The 16,016-nt window shown below is 68.4% G+C and carries 15 protein-coding genes; 11 read left to right on the forward strand and 4 right to left on the reverse strand.

The genetic code is table 11. The features are described 5' to 3' along the window. Nucleotides 1-23: 23 nt before the first annotated feature. Together NCO8_RS00360 and cyp51 are read left to right on the forward strand one after the other, a co-directional pair. Nucleotides 24-611, forward strand: coding sequence for a TetR/AcrR family transcriptional regulator (locus NCO8_RS00360; protein ID WP_067487504.1), 588 nt, complete (start codon nt 24-26; stop codon nt 609-611). A 128-nt stretch (nt 612-739) separates the two neighbouring features. Next, on the forward strand, nt 740-2,089 hold the full coding sequence (cyp51, locus tag NCO8_RS00365; protein ID WP_067635400.1) for a lanosterol 14-alpha demethylase: 1,350 nt from the start codon (nt 740-742) through the stop codon (nt 2,087-2,089). Between the two features lie 56 nt (nt 2,090-2,145). Here the strand turns inward: cyp51 and NCO8_RS00370 are convergent, their stop codons facing one another. From NCO8_RS00370 to NCO8_RS00380, 3 genes are all read right to left on the reverse strand, one after another. Further along, a complete protein-coding gene (locus NCO8_RS00370) occupies nt 2,146-2,919 on the reverse strand; it encodes an SDR family oxidoreductase (RefSeq protein ID WP_067487837.1) in 774 nt (257 codons plus the stop codon). An 85-nt stretch (nt 2,920-3,004) separates the two neighbouring features. Continuing rightward, a complete protein-coding gene (locus tag NCO8_RS00375) occupies nt 3,005-4,231 on the reverse strand; it encodes a cytochrome P450 (RefSeq protein WP_067635402.1) in 1,227 nt (408 codons plus the stop codon). A 10-nt stretch (nt 4,232-4,241) separates the two neighbouring features. Beyond that, complete coding sequence (locus NCO8_RS00380) at nt 4,242-5,876, reverse strand: acyl-CoA synthetase (RefSeq protein ID WP_067635404.1); 1,635 nt, start codon at nt 5,874-5,876, stop codon at nt 4,242-4,244. 339 nt (nt 5,877-6,215) lie between these two features. On the opposite strand from NCO8_RS00380, the gene NCO8_RS00385 reads away from it, so the two are divergent. From NCO8_RS00385 to NCO8_RS00425, 9 genes are all read left to right on the forward strand, one after another. Beyond that, complete coding sequence (locus NCO8_RS00385; RefSeq protein ID WP_312032647.1) at nt 6,216-6,950, forward strand: ABC transporter permease; 735 nt, start codon at nt 6,216-6,218, stop codon at nt 6,948-6,950. Beyond that, the gene (locus NCO8_RS00390) at nt 6,950-7,813 is read left to right on the forward strand and encodes an ABC transporter permease (protein ID WP_067487495.1); all 864 of its coding nucleotides are present in this window, start codon (nt 6,950-6,952) and stop codon (nt 7,811-7,813) included. Before NCO8_RS00385 ends, NCO8_RS00390 begins: the two co-directional genes overlap by 1 nt. Nucleotides 7,814-7,818: 5 nt before the next feature. Next, entirely contained in the window at nt 7,819-8,856 is a 1,038-nt protein-coding gene (locus NCO8_RS00395) for an MlaD family protein (RefSeq protein ID WP_245655190.1), read from the forward strand. Then, the gene (locus tag NCO8_RS00400) at nt 8,856-9,857 is read left to right on the forward strand and encodes an MlaD family protein (protein WP_067635408.1); all 1,002 of its coding nucleotides are present in this window, start codon (nt 8,856-8,858) and stop codon (nt 9,855-9,857) included. Before NCO8_RS00395 ends, NCO8_RS00400 begins: the two co-directional genes overlap by 1 nt. Nucleotides 9,858-9,946: 89 nt before the next feature. Next, nucleotides 9,947-10,957: an MlaD family protein gene (locus tag NCO8_RS00405; protein WP_245655183.1), complete on the forward strand. Its 1,011-nt coding sequence runs from the start codon at nt 9,947-9,949 to the stop codon at nt 10,955-10,957. Further along, a complete protein-coding gene (locus NCO8_RS00410; protein WP_067635536.1) occupies nt 10,957-12,057 on the forward strand; it encodes an MlaD family protein in 1,101 nt (366 codons plus the stop codon). Before NCO8_RS00405 ends, NCO8_RS00410 begins: the two co-directional genes overlap by 1 nt. Nucleotides 12,058-12,281: 224 nt before the next feature. Next, nucleotides 12,282-13,256, forward strand: a complete 975-nt coding sequence (locus NCO8_RS00415; protein ID WP_245655184.1) for an MlaD family protein — start codon at nt 12,282-12,284, stop codon at nt 13,254-13,256. Continuing rightward, entirely contained in the window at nt 13,253-14,206 is a 954-nt protein-coding gene (locus NCO8_RS00420; RefSeq protein WP_067635410.1) for an MlaD family protein, read from the forward strand. The genes NCO8_RS00415 and NCO8_RS00420 overlap by 4 nt, the downstream gene beginning before the upstream one ends. 21 nt (nt 14,207-14,227) lie before the next feature. Further along, nucleotides 14,228-14,806, forward strand: a complete 579-nt coding sequence (locus tag NCO8_RS00425; protein ID WP_067635412.1) for a hypothetical protein — start codon at nt 14,228-14,230, stop codon at nt 14,804-14,806. Between the two features lies 1 nt (nt 14,807). Here the strand turns inward: NCO8_RS00425 and NCO8_RS00430 are convergent, their stop codons facing one another. After that, the gene (locus NCO8_RS00430; RefSeq protein ID WP_067635414.1) at nt 14,808-16,016 is read right to left on the reverse strand and encodes a cytochrome P450; all 1,209 of its coding nucleotides are present in this window, start codon (nt 16,014-16,016) and stop codon (nt 14,808-14,810) included.

Consider the following 16,016-nt stretch of genomic DNA (forward strand, 5'->3'; position numbering starts at 1 on the left):
GTACCTGCGACTAATATGGAATCGTGTCCGAAAACCATTCTGATCCCGCGATTCTCGAGGCCACGCGCAGGCGCCTGACCGAGAAACAGGCCGATACGGTCGACCGGCTCACCCGCGCCGCCGTCGACGTCATCACCGAGCAGGGTTATTCCGGACTCACCGTGCGCCAGGTGGCCGCCGCCGCGGGCGTGGGAACCGCGACCGCCTACACCTATTTCTCGTCGAAGGAACACCTCGTCGCCGAGGTGTTCTGGCGGCGCCTGCTGCAGACGCCGCAGCTCGAACACGACGACGACAAGTCGGCGGCCGAGCGGGTCGTCGAGACGCTGCGGCAGGTGTCGCTGATGGTCGGCGGGGAGAACGAGCTGGCAGGTGCCGTGACCAGCGCCCTGCTCGGCCAGGACCCCGACGTGTCGCATCTGCGGGTGCGGATCGGCCTGGAGATCCGGCAGCGGATCGCGCGGGCACTGGGTCCCGACCACGATCCGGATGTGCTCGAGGCGTTCGAATTGCTCTACGCGGGCGCACTGGTACGCGCCGGGATGGGATACGGGACCTACGACGAAATGGCGGACCGGATCGAGAAATCGGTCTATCTGATCCTGAAATAGTCTCCGCGACAACAGAAGCCGTCATCCGGGTAACCGGGTGGCGGCTTTCTCGCGCATTGCGCCACGCCCGAGAACTGTAGTACCGTCTGGACACGTGTCTATATGACCCAGAGATTGAGAGGTCTTCGATGACGCTTCTGAAACCGCGACGGGTCTCCGGCGGCGAACACGAGCACGGTCACCTCGAGGAACTGCGTTCCGATCCGATCGCCCTCATGCGCCGGGTGCGCGAGGAATGTGGCGACGTGGGCGTTTTCGAGTTGGCCGGGCGCGACGTGGTGTTGCTCTCGGGCGCCGAGGCCAATGAATTCTTCTTCCGCGCCGGCGACGAGGACCTCGACCAGGAGGCCGCGTATCCCTTCATGAAGCCGATCTTCGGCGAGGGCGTCGTCTTCGACGCCAGCCCGGAGCGGCGCAAGGAGATGCTGCACAATCAGGCGTTGCGCGCCGACTACATGCGCGGCCACGCGGCGACGATTTCGCACGAGGTGGACCGGATGATCGCGGACTGGGGTGATTCCGGCGAAATAGATCTGCTCGGCTTCTTCGCCGAGCTCACCATCTACACCTCCTCGGCGTGCCTGATCGGCACCAAATTCCGCAATGAACTCGACAGCCGTTTCGCCGAGCTCTATCACGATCTCGAACGCGGCACCGACGCGCTGGCCTACGTCGATCCGTATATGCCGATCGAGAGCTTCCGTAAACGCGACGAATCGCGGAGCCGACTCGTCGAATTGGTCGGCGAGATCATGGACCGCCGCATCGCCGCGCCTCCCCAGGGCAAGGAGGAACGCGACCTGCTCGACGTGCTGGTGTCGGTGCGCGACGAACAGGGCGCACCGCGCTTCTCGGCGTCGGTGGTCACCGGCATCTTCATCTCGATGATGTTCGCCGGTCACCACACCACCTCGGGGACCTCGGCGTGGACGATGATCGAACTGCTGCGCCACCCCGGCACGCTCGCCGATGTGGTCGGGGAGCTCGACAGCCTCTTCGCCGACGACACCGAGGTGAGTTTCCGTGCGTTGCGCCAGATTCCGCGGTTGGAAGCGGCGTTGAAGGAGACGCTGCGGCTCCATCCGCCGCTCATCATCCTGATGCGGGTGGCCAGGGACGAGTTCGAGGTGTGCGGGCATCGCATCGCGCCGGGCGACCTGGTGGCGGCCACCCCGGCGGTGTCCAACCGGCTGCCCGAATGCTTCCCCGATCCCGACGCCTTCGATCCCGGCCGCTATATCGACCCCGAACAGGCCGATATCGTCAACCGCTGGACCTGGATCCCGTTCGGCGCGGGCAGGCATCGCTGCGTCGGTGCCGCGTTCGCGCTCATGCAGATGAAGGCGATCTTCTCGATCCTGTTGCGCGACTGGGAGTTCGAGATGGCGCAGCCGTCGGACAGCTATCGCAACGATCACTCCAAGATGGTCGTGCAGCTGCAGCAGCCGTGCCGGGTGCGCTACCGCAGGCGCCGCTGACGTCACACGCGAAAGCCGCCCCGAAAGGTTCGGGGCGGCTTTCGACGTCTGGCGAGTCAGCGCAGCGGCGACTCGGGCTGGACCTCGCTGACGATCACATGGGCACCGCGCGGCGTGGACACCACCGCGGTGACGGCGTCGGCCAGGTCGGCGGCGCGCAGCATGTAGGGGTGGCGTGCGAAGCCCCAGCGTGCCCAGTCCTTCAGCAGCGGCTCGATGTCCTCGACGGTCGCGTCGGTGCCCATCTCGGTGGCGGTGGGACCGGGGCGGACCAGCGACACGCGAACGCCGGTGCCCTCCAGCTCCATCCGCATCTGGGTGGCCAGGGTCTCGATGCCCGCTTTGGCGGCGCTGTAGGCGCCGGTGCGCGGACGTGGCGTCACCGAGCAGTCCGAGCCGATGAGCACCACATCGCCGCGCCGCCGTTCGATCATGCCGGGCACGAGCAGGCGCAGCAGGCGCTGCGGGCCCGCCAGGTGCAGGTCGAGCTGGCGGACGAAGTCGGCCGAGGACAGCTCGTGCACGCACCCGAATTTCACCACCCCGGCGGCCGAAACCAGGATCTCGATGTCGCCGAGTTCACGCTGCGCGGCGGCGACGAACTCCTCCACCGAGTCGTTGTCGGTGACATCGAGCCGGTGGGCGAACGCGGTGCCGCCCTTCTCCCGGATGGCCGCCGCGACGGCCTCGCACTCGGCCTCGCGCCGGGCACCGAGCGCGACCGGATGGCCCAGTTCGGCAAGGGCTTTCGCGGTGGCGGCGCCGATGCCGGACGAGCCGCCGGTGACCAGGGCGGGGCGCGCCGGCGGGTGGGGTTCGAATCGTGGCATGGTCACACCTTCCTTCCGTCCAGACGGAGCCTGGACACCTGTCTGGACATTACTACGGATCGGTCCCGGCGACCGGCAATCCGCCTCACTCGTAGGCGACCTGCCAGTGCTTGATCCCGTTGACGAAGCTCGACCGCAACCTGGTCGGCTCGGCCACTTGCCGTAGGCGCGGCATGGCGTCGGCGATGGCCCCGAAGATCAGCTCCAGTTGCAGTCGCGCCAGATTCGCGCCCACGCAGTAGTGCGGGCCTGTACCACCGAAACCCAGGTGCGGGTTGGGGTCTCGCAGGATGTCGAAGGTGAAGGGGTTGCCGAAGGCCGATTCGTCGAAATTGGCCGAGCTGTAGAACATCGCCACCCGCTGCCCCGCGCGGATCGGCTGACCGCTCAGTTCGGTGTCCTCGGTGGCCGTGCGCTGGAACGCGATCACCGGAGTCGCCCAGCGGACGATCTCGTCGGCGGCGGTGCGTGGGCGCTGCGCGCGGAAGAGTTCCCACTGCTCCGGATGATCCACGAAGGCCTTCATGCCATGGGTGGTGGCATTGCGGGTGGTCTCGTTGCCCGCGACGGTCAGCAGGATCATGAAGAAGCCGAATTCGTCGGGTGTCAGTGAGCCGCCGTCGATATCGGCGGTGACCAGTTTCGACACCAGGTCGCCGGCGGGGTCGAGGCGTCGCGATTCGGCCAGCTGCCAGGCGTAGCCGAGCAGATCCGCGGTGGCGCCGATGGGGTCGCCGTATTCGGGGTCGTCGAAATTGAGCATCTGGTTGGACCAGTCGAACAGGCGCAGCCGATCCGGTTGCGGGATGCCGAACAGTTCGGCGATGGCCTGCAGCGGCAGCTCGCGCGCCACCTGGTGGACGAAGTCGCCGCCGCCGGTCGCACGGGCGGCGTGCACGATGGCCTCGGCGCGTTCGGCCAGCGCGGCGCGCAGCGCCTCGACCGCGCGTGGGGTGAATCCGCGCGAGATGATGCGGCGCACGGCCGAGTGCTTGGGTGGATCCATGTTGAGGAGCATGGATTTCGTCGCTTCGAAGGTGTCGGCGGTGACGGTGCCGGGGAAGCGGATCACCGAACCCTTGGTGCTCGCGGAGAACAGGGTGGGGTTGCGCGAGATCGTTCGCACGTCCTCGTGACGGCTCACGACCCAGAATCCGCCGTCGTCGTGGGGCACGCACATGTCGTCGGACTGCGCGTTCCACCACACGGGGGCAGCCTTGCGCAACATCGCGAATTCCTCGACGGGCGTGCGCTGGGCCCAGAGTCCCGGGTCGGAGAAGTCGAGGCCGGCGGGCAGGGTGAGTGGGGGCATCGGGATCTCCTCACATCCGCGTCGCGACGCCGCGCGCCCACCGGTAGTCGGCCTTGCCGGTGGGTGAGCGCAGGATTTCGCGACAGCGCAGAATGGCTTTGGGCAGTTTGTAGCGGGCGATGTGCTTGGCGCATTCGTCGAGCAGCTCGGCATCGGTGACGGTCTCGTCGTCCATCTGTACGAGGGCGACGACCTCACTACCCCACCGCTGTGACGGTCTGCCGACCACGACCACGTCGAGCACGCTCGCGTGGGCGGCGACGGCGCGCTCGACCTCTTCGACGAAGATCTTCTCACCGCCGGAGTTGATGGTCAGGTTGTCGCGGCCGAGCAGTTCGATCCGGCCGTCGCCCAGCACCTTCGCGCGATCACCCGCGATGGACCAGCGCACACCGTCGACGACCGGAAAGGTGCGCCGTGTCTTCTCCTCGTCGCCCAGATAGCCCAGCGGGATGCGGCCCTTGCGCGCCAGCCAGCCCGAGGCGCCCGGTTCGTCGAGCAGCCGGGTGAGGTCCTCGTCGATCACGGCGGTGTCGGTGTCGGCGGGGACGAAGCTGCTCGCTGTGGTTCGGGCGTCGGCGTCGTAGATCTGGGTCATCTGGATGCCGGACTCCGAGGAGCCCACCGAGTCGACGACGAGTACGGGTTTGCCGAAGGCCGCGATCAATCGCTGTCGCACGGCCGGGGTGAGCGGGGCGCCTGCGTTGTGCACGGCGGCCAGCGTCGGCAGATCGTAGTGGCGCCGCTCGAGTTCGGCGACGATCGGTCGCGCCATGGCGTCACCGACCAGCGGAAGGGCGATCACGTTCTCCCTGGCCACGGCCTCGAGGACCGAGGTGGCGTCGAAGCGGTCGACGACGGTGGGCAGCACCAGGGTTCCGCCGTTGGTGACGCACTGGAACAGCAACCACTGGGCGGCGCCGTGCATGAACGGGGCGGCGACGACCAAGCGGTAGGCGCCGCCGGTGACCGTGGCCGAATCGGCCAGTTCCGCATAGGAATCCAGTTGCACGCCGGTGCCGAAGCGGGTGCCGCCCATGGCGGCGAGGTAGATGTCGTCCTGACGCCACAGCACACCCTTGGGCATCCCGGTGGTGCCGCCGGTGTAGAGCAGGTACAGATCGTCGCCGTCGGGTTCCGGCAGCTCGCCCTCGGTGGTGGCGACGGTGGTCTCGTAGTCGATCGCGCCCCGCAACAGGTCGTTGCCACTGCTGTCGGCGACCTGGATCAGGAGCGGCGGGTCGGTCAGCGTGGGCAGTACCGCGGCCACCCGTGGAGCGAATTCGGCGTGGTACACCAGCACTCGTGCCCGGGCGTCGCGGAGCAGGTACAGCAATTCCTCTTCGACGTAGCGGTAGTTGATATTGAAAGGCACCGCGCGCGCCCGGTAGGCACCGATCAAGATCTCCGGGTACTCGGTGCCGTTGCGCAAATAGACGCCCAAATGGTCCTGCCCGGACAAATGCTGGGCCGTCCGCTCGATCTCGGCGCCGATCCCCCGCGCGGCCAGGAATTTCGCGAATCCCGTTACCCTGCGGTCGGTTTCGGCATAGGACAGCCGGCGGTCACCGTGCACGAGGAATTCGCGCTCCGGAATCGCCGCCGCCACGGTCGCGAATACGTTCGACAAACTGAAACCAACCATGCAGTGCCTCGCAACTCGATACCGGTTCGCTATTTCTGAATTTCTGTCCAGACAGGTGTCCATGATACGGAGAATCGCTCTCGTTCGGAGTGATTCGCGATTACGACCTTCCGCCGAAGCTAGGTGTAGTACCGTCCAGACTGGTGTCCAGGCAATTGAACGGGCATTCGAACACCGAGGGGGTGTGCATTGTTCGGGCGGACCACATCGCGAGCCGGGCACGGCCATTCCACCGACGCCGAGCCACTCGCGCAGCCACGCACCGCGGGCGCGGTGCTGCGCCGCAACTTCGCCGACACCGTGCTGTCGGCGCTGGCCACCTTCGGCCGCGCCCTGCGCATGGGCACCTCGGCCGTGCGGATCGGTGCGAACGATGCCGTGCGCCTGCGGTTTCCGGTGCACGAGGCCTTGGAACAGGCCTGGTTCCTGGTGAAGGTGACCGCGATTCCGGCCGTGCTGATGGCCGTGCCGTTCGGGGTGATCCTGTCCACCCAGGTCGGCAATATCGTCTCCCAGCTGGGCGCCGACTCGATGATCGGTGCCGCGGGCGGGCTGGGGGTGATCAAACAGGGCGCGCCGATGGCCGCGGGCATTCTGCTCGGCGGGGCGGGCGCCGCCGCGATCGCCGCCGACCTCGGTGCGCGCACCGTGCGCGAGGAGGTCGACGCCATGCGCGTGATGGGCGTGGATCCGGTGCAGCGCTTGGTCGTTCCGCGCATCGCCGCCATGATGCTGATCGCGCCGCTGCTCGACGTGCTCATCATCGTTGTCGGGATCGCCGCCGGATACGGCGTGGCGGTCACGGCCCTGGATGTCACGCCGGGCAGCTATTGGGACTCCTTCGGCGCGTTCACCACCTCGCTGGATGTGTGGGTGTCGCTGGTGAAGTCGCTGATGTTCGGGTTCCTCGTGGTGGTGATCGCCTGTCAGCGCGGGCTGGAGGCGCGGGGTGGACCACGCGGGGTGGCCGACGGTGTCAACGCGGCGGTGGTGATGTCGGTCGCGGCGATCACTGTGCTCAATACCGTTGTCACCCAGGTGGTCACGGTGTTCGTACCACTGCGGGCGGCCTGATGACCGCGAGCCCGTATCTGCCGTTCGGAGTGCGCTGGATCGGCCGGCTGCGTCGCCGCATCGGCCCGGTGCGCCCCGTGGAGTCGCTCGGGTTCGTGATCGGGTTCTGCTGGCAGGTGCTGTCGTCGGTGCCGTACACCCTCGCGCACTACCGGCGCCAGACACTCACCGCGATCACCGATATGACCTGGGGGCGCGGCTCGGTGATCGTCGGCGGCGGGGTGGTGCCGCTGATGTTGCTGATGGGTGCGGCGATGGGTGCCTCCATCGGCATCGAGGCCCATCACGCGCTGGACGCGCTGGCACTCGGTCAGCTCAGCGGGCTCATCTCCGCGTTCGGGGTGACCCGGGAGCTGGCACCGATCGCGGCCGGGGTGGGTTTCGCCGCCCAGGCGGGCTGCCGGATGACGGCGGAGATCGGGTCGATGCGGATCTCGGAGGAGATCGACGCACTCGAATCCATGGGGATCCGGTCGGTGCCGTTCGTGGTCACCACCCGGGTGGTGGCCGGGATCGTCGCGGTGGCACCGGCTTTCGTGGTGGCGCTGATCCTGAGCTATCTGTCGTGTCAGCTGATCGTGACATCGATCCACGAGGTGCCGACCGGGACCTACGACCACTACTTCGACCAGTTCGTCCTCGGCTGGGATGTGTTCGCCGCGACCGTAAAGGTGGTGGTGTTCGCCGTCGCGGTGGTCCTGATCCATTGTTACCAGGGCTATTTCGCGGTCGGTGGACCCGAAGGTGTCGGTATCGGTTCGGGGCGGGCCATCCGCGCCAGCCTGGTGGCGATCATCGCGCTCGACATGGTGGCCACCGTCGTCCTGTGGGGCTGGCGCTCCCCGATCACGTTCACGGGGTGACGCGCATGCCTCCGTACGCACTTCCCGGGACCGAGGTCGGGCCGTTGCGTGCCCGCGTCCTCGGCGTCTGCGCGCTCCTGGTCGCGCTGGCGAGTGTGCTGGCTTGGCAGGTGTGGCCGGAATCTCTTGCCGCCGAGCAGATCCGGGTGACGTTGCGAACCGAGCGGGTCGGTGCGGGCATCGCCCCCGGCACCGATGTCCGTCTCGACGGGGTGCGGGTCGGGACGGTCGAGGCCATCGCACCGGCCGGGCGGGGGCGCGAACAGCTCACCCTGGTGCTCGACCGGCCGCAGCTGTTCGGGCTCACCGACACCGTCGATGTCGAGTTCGCGCCGGGCAATCTGTTCGGCATCAGCGCGCTGAATCTCGTGGCGCGGCCCGGTGGCACCGAGCTCGGGAACGGTTCCTCGGTCGACCTCGACGACGGCCGCGTCCGCGACGCCACGCTGGCGGCGCTGCTGCGCTCCACCGGCGGACTGGTCGAGCAGGTACTCACCCCGAAACTGGCCGCGCTGCTGCACACCATCGCCGGTGACCTGCGTGCCTTCACCCCGCTGCTGGAAGCCCTCGGCGCTACCCTGCGCGCCTACGCCGACACCCGCGAACTGCCGCCGTCGGAGCTGGCGAGTTCCTTCGGTTCGGTGCTGGCCGGTATGCCGCCGATGCTGACCGGCGCCGTAGACGTGCTCGAGGCCGCCTACACCAACGAGTACCTGCGCTCACCGGCGAATATCGCGCGGTTCGGACAGTTCTGGGGCGATATGCAATACCAGCTCCTGCCCGCCGTCACCGCGCTGATGACCACCGCGCGAACACATTTCGGCGACATGATGCCGATGGCCACACTGCTGCTCGACGAGGTGTCCGCGACCATGGGTCCAACCGGACGATCGGCGGATCAGCTCGCCACGCTGCTGGAACGCCTCGGCGCCGCGTTCCGTGACACCCCCGACGGCCCCGTGCTCCGGGTCTCGGTCGAACTCGACACCGTGCCGGGTCTGGCCGGGCCGCTGGCCGCGCTGCTGCCGAGCGGAGGGCGCTGATGAGGACTCGCGGGCTCGCCGTGCGGGTGGTGATCGCACTGACGCTCACCGCCGTCGCGCTGGCCGGGATCTTCCGGTTGATCGAGCGACCGGTGCGCGGCGACACCGAGTCCTTCACCGCGCTGTTCACCGATGCCAACGGGTTGCGCACGGGCGACGACGTGCGGTTGCACGGTGTCGCGGTCGGCAAGGTGTCGGGAATCGAGCTCGACGGCGCACTGGCCCGCGTCCGGTTCACCGTGCTGCGCGCGCACCCGGTCGACACGGCCGCGACCATCGCCGTCCGGTACCAGAACCTCACCGGCTTCCGGTATCTGGAGATCGTCGCACCGCAGCGGCCGAGCACACCGCGCGCGCCCGAGCAGGTGTTCGGGACCGCCGAAACCGTTCCTTCGTTCGACATCACCACCCTGTTCAAGGGGTTGCAGCCGGTGCTCGCGCAGCTGTCCACCGAGGAGATCAACCGGTTCACCACCAGCCTGCTCGCCGTGGTCCAGGGGGACGGCGCCGGTCTCGGTCCCGCCCTCGACGCGGTCGACACCCTGAGCCACTACGCCTCCGACCGGCAGGTCGTGCTGTCGACGCTGGTGCGCAATCTGGCGCTGATCGCGGAGCGTCTGGGCGGTAAGTCCGCGCAGGCGGTGCGGATGCTGACCAATCTGACCGGGTTGTTCACCGCCATCGCCGAGAAGCTGCCCGGGCTCGTCGACTTCTCCATCGCCATTCCCCCTGTGCTGCAACCGATCCGGTCGATGCTGAACGTCGCGGGCATCACCGGCGACGAAGGCAGCGACCTGGACCTGGTGTTACGCAACGCTTTTCCGGATCCACAGGTGGCGGCCGAGGTGTTCGCCGGGCTGCCGGGATTGATCCAGACGATGGCCGCCACGGTGCCCGTGAGCGGTCGGACCGGGACCTGCACCCATGGGGTCGCGGTCGCGCCCGAACCACTGCGGGTGCTCGTCGACGGGCAGGGGGTGACACTGTGCCGCACCCGATGACACGACTTCGCGCCATGTTCGACCGCAGGGACTTGCACCCACGGGCGCGCGGCGGCGCGGGTGCTGATCGACGGGTAAGGGGTGGCGCTGTGCCGCGCTTTCGGGCCTTGCTCGGCCATCGGGCGGATGGACGGGCCGGTGACCTGCGCTGGGGATTGGCGGGGTTGTGCGGTGCCGTGCTGCTCATGATCGCGCTCGGCGTGGTCGCGGTTGTCGGGACGGAGGCCGAGCGGGTGTACCACGCCGAGTTGGCCGACGCGGGTGCGCTGCGCGCGGGCGACGACGTGCGGGTAGCGGGGATCAGCGTGGGCCGGGTGCGGGGATTGACGCTGCTGGCGGACCGGGTGCGGATGGAGTTCACCGTGCGCGAAGACGTGACCGTCGGCGATCAGACGATCCTGGAGATCCGCATGCTGACCGTGGTCGGCGGCTACTACGTCGCGTTGCGACCGGCGGGCTCCACTCCCCTCGGCTCGGCGACGATCCCCCGGGAGCGGGTGATCCTGCCCTATAACCTGACCGAGGTCTTCCAGGACGCGGTACGCCCTGTGCGCGAGATCGACGGCGCGGTGCTGCGGCAGAACCTGGCCGCGCTGTCCACCTCGTTCGACGGCAGCCCCGACGCGTTCCGGTCGGCGCTGAAGGCCGCCGGTGATCTCGTCGCGGTGCTGAACGCCCAGAACGCCGATATCTCGCGCGCACTCGCCTTCGCCGACGAGTACCTCACCGCGTTGAATGGAAGTTCGCAGGTACTCGCCCAGTTGGTGCGCAACCTGCACACCTTGGAGACGCTGGTGCAGACCAACAAAGCCATCGTGAGCCAGGCCCTCGGCGACCTCTCCGATGTGCTGCGCAAGGCATCCCCGCTCGGGCGGGCGTGGGACCGCGACCTGCGCGCACGCGCCCAACCTCTCGCCGACGCCGTCACCGGCCTGGAAACCCTTGGTACGCAGCTGGGTTCGCTATTCGAGGCCCTGGTGGCGCTGGAACAGCGATTGACGCCGCTGCTCGCCGGTGGTGACGGGGCGAGCATCGACCATTCGGCGGTGACGATCGTGCCGGACCGTATCTGTGTGCCGGTGCCGGGAGGTGGGTGCTGATGGTGACACGCCTGCTCGGTTCGCGCGGGTTCATGTCCACGGTGGTGGTGCTTGTCGTCGTCCTCGCGGGCGCGGTGGCACTACAGCTGTCCCGGCCCGCGCCGCCGGTGCACACCTATTGCGCGGACATGCCCGACAGCATCGGGCTCTACCGGGGCAGCTCCGTCACTGTGCTCGGCATCCCGGTCGGTGAGGTCACCGGCATCGAGCCATACGGCGCCTCGGCTCGCGTACGGTTCACCGTGCGCGCCGATCGCCGGCTGCCCCCTGATGTGGGCGCGGTGACCGTGAGCGACACCCTGGTGGCCGATCGCCATCTCGCTCTCGTCGGCGACGAACCGGCTGCCGGTGGCCGGGAGCCCGGCACGTGCATCACCAGAACACTGACGCCGCTGAGCCTTTCGGAGACCTTCGACGCGCTCGCCGGGCTGGCCGACGAACTGAACGCCGCCGACGATCCCGCCCAGCGCACGGCCCTCGGCTCGGGCTTGTCGGCGCTCGACCGGGCGACCGCGGGCACCGGCGACGACATCAACGCGGTCCTGCACCAGCTCGGCCGGGCACTGGCCGCCCCCGATGCCGCGATCGGGCACCTCGGCAGTCTCATCGACGCCCTCACCGAGCTGGTACGGCACGCCCGCAACGGGTGGGACACCGTGCGGGCGATGACGATCGAGCTGCCGCGGACGTTCGACGACATCGTCACCATCGCCTTCCCACCGATCATCGACATCGTCACCTACCTGATCCAGGTCCTACCCCAGCTCAACGACGTGATGATGATGATCGGCACCCCGGCGGTCCGTGCGCTCGACAAGATCGCCGACCTGCCCGCACTGCTGACGGCGGGATTCGGTTCCCTTGCCGAGGTCATCCGGCTCACCCCCGCCCTCGCCACGGGCTTGGTCACGAGCATCGCTCCGGACGGACGGCCGACCATCACCTATGCACCCGCGAGACTGGCTGTGCCCCAGGCAGATTCCCCGCAGCTGTGCGCCGCGATCCAGGTGGTGACCGGTCAGCCATGTGCGCTCGGGCCGGACGGTACCGTCACCGTGCCCCCGCTCGCGGCACTGCTCGCGGCGGTGAGTGCGCGATGACGACAAGCCCTGCGCTGCAGCGGGAAGTAGCCCGTTCGCCCAGCCGCACACCACGCGTTCTCCACGGCCCCCGCCACCTGACTCCGAAGATCGGCGGCCGCCCGAGTGTCAGCGGTCACCCCGAACCGACTTCCCGAACCCGCTCCACACCGACGACATGCCGGGCACGGAACCAGCTTTCACTCAGGTGGCGCGGCCGGTTCCGGCACCTGTTCCTGATCGTCGTGGTGGCCTGCACTGTGCTCGGATGCGGAACGACGCTGCCCGGCACCGGTGAACCCACCTATCGGCTGCGCATCGAATTCGCCAGTGTCCTCAACCTGCCGCAGGGCGCGAAGGTGATCGCCGACGGTGTCCGGGTGGGCAAGCTCTCGTCGGTCACTCTCAGCGAAAACGGCTATGCCACAGCGGAAGTCGAGATCGACGACGCGGTTCGGCTGCCGGTGGGCACCACGGCCGAGCTGCGCCAGAGCACCCCACTGGGCGACGTGCACATCGCGCTCACCGAACCGCGCGAATCCACCACCGGCACGCTGGGACCTGGCGCGACGATCCCGCTGGCCGACACCGCCCGCGCCCCGGCCATCGAGGACATTCTCGCCACGCTGTCGGTGTTCATCGGCACCGGCGCGGTCACCGATCTGCAGGACATCGTCACCACGATGAACGGGGTGCTGCCCGCCGATCCGCGCGACACCGCCCGCCTCTCCGAAACCCTCGGCACGGACCTGTCGGACCTGGCCGATCATCTCGACTCGGTCGACGCGATCCTCGACGGTCTCGGTGCCACCCTCGAGGACGGGGTTCTCGACAATGCCCCCGTGCTGGCCGAGCTGCTCACGCCCTACGGCGTCACCCAGACCACCGATGCGATCAACGCCCAGATCGGTGTCATCTTCGTCCTCACCGCGCTCGGCCCGGTCGCGCCGAGCGCCGCCTGGCTCGGGCCGCTGCTCGGTTCGCTCGACGCCACGACCGCCGCGGTGGTGCCGATGCTGTTCGGCAGCAGACCGTTCGACACTTCGTCGCCGTCGAACCTGAAGACGCTCGTCGACCTGATCCATACCAGGGTGCTGCCCTTCGCTCAGCGCGGGCCGAAGGTCGACGTGGTCGAGATCGGGGTCACGGGGGCGATGAGTACCGACGAGCAGACCGCGCGAATCGTCGACCTGCTGCGGATGATCGGAGCCGTCCGATGAATACCCGTGCCGCACTGTCGCTCTCGGCCATCGCAGCCGTGCTGGTGCTCGGCGTCGCGTACATGACGTTCGGGGTACTGAATATCGACCCGCGTCGCGATTACCTGGCCGTCGAGCTGGAGCTGAGCACCTCGGGAGGGCTCGGTCCCGGCGCGCCGGTGCTGCTCAACGGGATCGCGGTGGGCCGGGCCGAGTCGGTGCGCAAGCAGGCGAGCGGGGTGCTCGTCGCCTTGCGGATCGACGAGCGGTATCCGATTCCGGTGTCGAGCCGGATCCGCGTGGAGCAGCTTTCGGCACTCGGCGAGCCCTACATCGGTTTCGACCCGGTCGACGACGCGGGGCCGTATCTCACCGACGGGCAACGCATTCCGGCGCACCGCGTGCCCGCGCCGATGACCATCACCACCCTGTCCACCCGGCTGATCGACCTGCTCGATCAGATCCGCCCCGAGGTGATGGCAGGCCTGGTCGACACCTTCGACCGTGCCCTCGCCGACACCGAGGCGACCATGCAGACCCTGCGCCGCTCCACCACATTGCTGGCGGCGACGCTGCTCAGCCGCACCGACCGGCTGCGTCAGCTGTTCGCCGACCTGCAATTCCTCGGCGCCGACATCGACTGGATGGGACCGTCGCTGAGCACAGCGGGCCCGCTGTTCGGCGAGTTCGGCATCACCCTCAGCGCCATCGTGCAGTCCGGGTCGGCCCTGGTCGAGAGCCGACCGGTCGCCGACTATTTCTCCGGGAGCGGGGTGCTGGTGTTCGTGCGTGAACTCGACGCGCTGCTCGCGAAGATCGGGCCGAGCGCCGCGGCCTTGGGTCCGATGCTGCAACCGGTGGTGCGCGACGCGGTGGCCACCGCACCCGATCTCGATCTCGGCGCCCTGCTCGACCAGGCCCTGCATGGCCTCGGCGACGACACGGTGCATCTGCGCATCGGCATCAAATAGGCACGAAAGGACCGGCACCCCATGACCGTTGACCTCGAGACCCGCCCCCACACGCCTGCCCCCGGCGGACCCCAGCCACGCACCCTCTCGATCCGGCTGTCGAGCGTGCTCACCGGGTGCACCGTCGCGGCGCTCGTGGTGGCGACGGCCACCTTGGGCCTGCTGTATCTGTCGGCGCGCACCACCATCGCCGACCACGATCGGCGCGCTGCCGAGGATCGCCGGGTCGAACAGGTCGCCCTCGACTACGCGCTCGGGGCGTCGACCATCGACTACCGGGACGCCAAGGCGTGGCTGGCCCGGCTGAAAACCGGTACCACACCGCAGCTTTCGGGCAAGTTCGACGCGACAGCGCCGCAACTCGAGCAGATCCTGCTGCCGCTGCAGTGGACCTCGACGGCGACACCCTTGTCGGCCGGCGTCGTGTCCGAGTCGGGCGGGGTGTACAAGGTGAACGCCTATCTCACCGTCAACTCCACCAGCGTGCAGAATCCCACCGGCACCCTCACCACCGTGGCCTATTCGCTCACGGTCGACCGCAACGCGGACTGGCGGATCGCCGATGTCGGTGGGCTGCAGAACGCCCTGCCACTGAAGTGACCTATCTCGCCCGCACCGACATCGGCAGCGTGGCGAAGCCGCGCACGCTCACCGAGTGCACCCGTTCGGCGGCGGCGGTGTCGATCTCGTAGCCGCGGATGGAGGCCGCGATCTGCCCGAGGCCGATATTGGCCTCCATCCGCGCCAGGTGCGCACCGAGGCAGAAGTGCACGCCGAGACCGAAGCTCAGCAGGGTCTGGGAGCTGTCGCGGCCGATGCGGTACTCGGCGGCGGCGTCGAAGACGTCCTCGTCGCGGTTGGCCGAACCGAGCAGCAACAGCACCCGCTCCCCCGCCGCGATGGTGTGCTCCCCGAATTCGACATCCGTGAGGACGCGGCGCACCAGGATCTGGGTCGAATTGTCGTAGCGCAGCGTCTCTTCGGTCCAGTCCGGCACGAGCGAAGGGTCGGCCAAAGGTTTGGCGACCTCGTCGGGGAACCGCGAACCCCAGTACATGGCGTTGCCGAGCAGTTTGGTCGTCGTCTCGTTGCCCGCGACGACCATCAGGATCAGGAAGCCGATGATCTCGGCGTCGGACAGGCGGGTGGTGCCCGCGTCGCCGTCGGTGATCTCGGCGTCCATCAGCACCGAGACCAGATCCTCACCGGGGTTCTTGCGGCGCCCTTCGAGCAGGTCGCGGTAGTAACCGGTGAGTTCGAGATAGGCCATGATCGCGCCCTGCGGCACGTCGAGCACGCCTTCCTCACGGTGCAGCAGCAGATCCGACTGGGTGCGCAGATGGGCGCGGTCCGACTCGGGGACGCCGAGCATCTCCGAGACCACGTCCATCGGCAGCAGTCCGGCGAAGTCACGGATGTAGTCGAACTCGCCCAGTTGCAGGCACCGATCCCAGTGGCTGCGGGTGAGTTCGGCGATCCGTTCGCTCAGGTCCGCGAGCCTGCGCGGGGTGAAACCCTTGGACACCAGTTTGCGGATGCGCGCGTGTTTGGGGTCGTCCATCGCCAGGAACGACATGGACCGGTGCGCTTCCGGCCCGTAGGCGGTGGGGTCGAGCGAGACACCCCAGCTGTTGGACAGGCGGGCGCTGTCGCGCAGGGCTGCCCGCACATCGCGGTGCCGCGACAACGCCCAGAAGTCCATCGACGCGTTGCGGTACACCGGCGCCTCCGCCCGCAGCCGGGCGTAGGTGGGGTACGGGTCCTCGTGGAAGGCGTAGTCGTACGGGTCGAACGGGATCGAGGTCTCCAT

The sequence above is a fragment of the Nocardia coubleae NBRC 108252 genome (assembly GCF_001612805.1).
GTDB lineage: Bacteria > Actinomycetota > Actinomycetes > Mycobacteriales > Mycobacteriaceae > Nocardia > Nocardia coubleae.

What these genes read in the sequence shown, in the direction of transcription:
- cyp51 (WP_067635400.1), top strand. Translation starts at nt 740, where the DNA reads ATGACGCTTCTGAAACCGCGACGGGTCTCCGGCGGCGAACACGAGCAC.
- NCO8_RS00370 (WP_067487837.1), bottom strand. Translation starts at nt 2,919, where the DNA reads ATGCCACGATTCGAACCCCACCCGCCGGCGCGCCCCGCCCTGGTCACC.
- NCO8_RS00375 (WP_067635402.1), bottom strand. Translation starts at nt 4,231, where the DNA reads ATGCCCCCACTCACCCTGCCCGCCGGCCTCGACTTCTCCGACCCGGGA.
- NCO8_RS00380 (WP_067635404.1), bottom strand. Translation starts at nt 5,876, where the DNA reads ATGGTTGGTTTCAGTTTGTCGAACGTATTCGCGACCGTGGCGGCGGCG.
- NCO8_RS00385 (WP_312032647.1), top strand. Translation starts at nt 6,216, where the DNA reads ATGGGCACCTCGGCCGTGCGGATCGGTGCGAACGATGCCGTGCGCCTG.
- NCO8_RS00390 (WP_067487495.1), top strand. Translation starts at nt 6,950, where the DNA reads ATGACCGCGAGCCCGTATCTGCCGTTCGGAGTGCGCTGGATCGGCCGG.
- NCO8_RS00395 (WP_245655190.1), top strand. Translation starts at nt 7,819, where the DNA reads ATGCCTCCGTACGCACTTCCCGGGACCGAGGTCGGGCCGTTGCGTGCC.
- NCO8_RS00400 (WP_067635408.1), top strand. Translation starts at nt 8,856, where the DNA reads ATGAGGACTCGCGGGCTCGCCGTGCGGGTGGTGATCGCACTGACGCTC.
- NCO8_RS00410 (WP_067635536.1), top strand. Translation starts at nt 10,957, where the DNA reads ATGGTGACACGCCTGCTCGGTTCGCGCGGGTTCATGTCCACGGTGGTG.
- NCO8_RS00420 (WP_067635410.1), top strand. Translation starts at nt 13,253, where the DNA reads ATGAATACCCGTGCCGCACTGTCGCTCTCGGCCATCGCAGCCGTGCTG.
- NCO8_RS00425 (WP_067635412.1), top strand. Translation starts at nt 14,228, where the DNA reads ATGACCGTTGACCTCGAGACCCGCCCCCACACGCCTGCCCCCGGCGGA.
- NCO8_RS00430 (WP_067635414.1), bottom strand. Translation starts at nt 16,016, where the DNA reads ATGGAGACCTCGATCCCGTTCGACCCGTACGACTACGCCTTCCACGAG.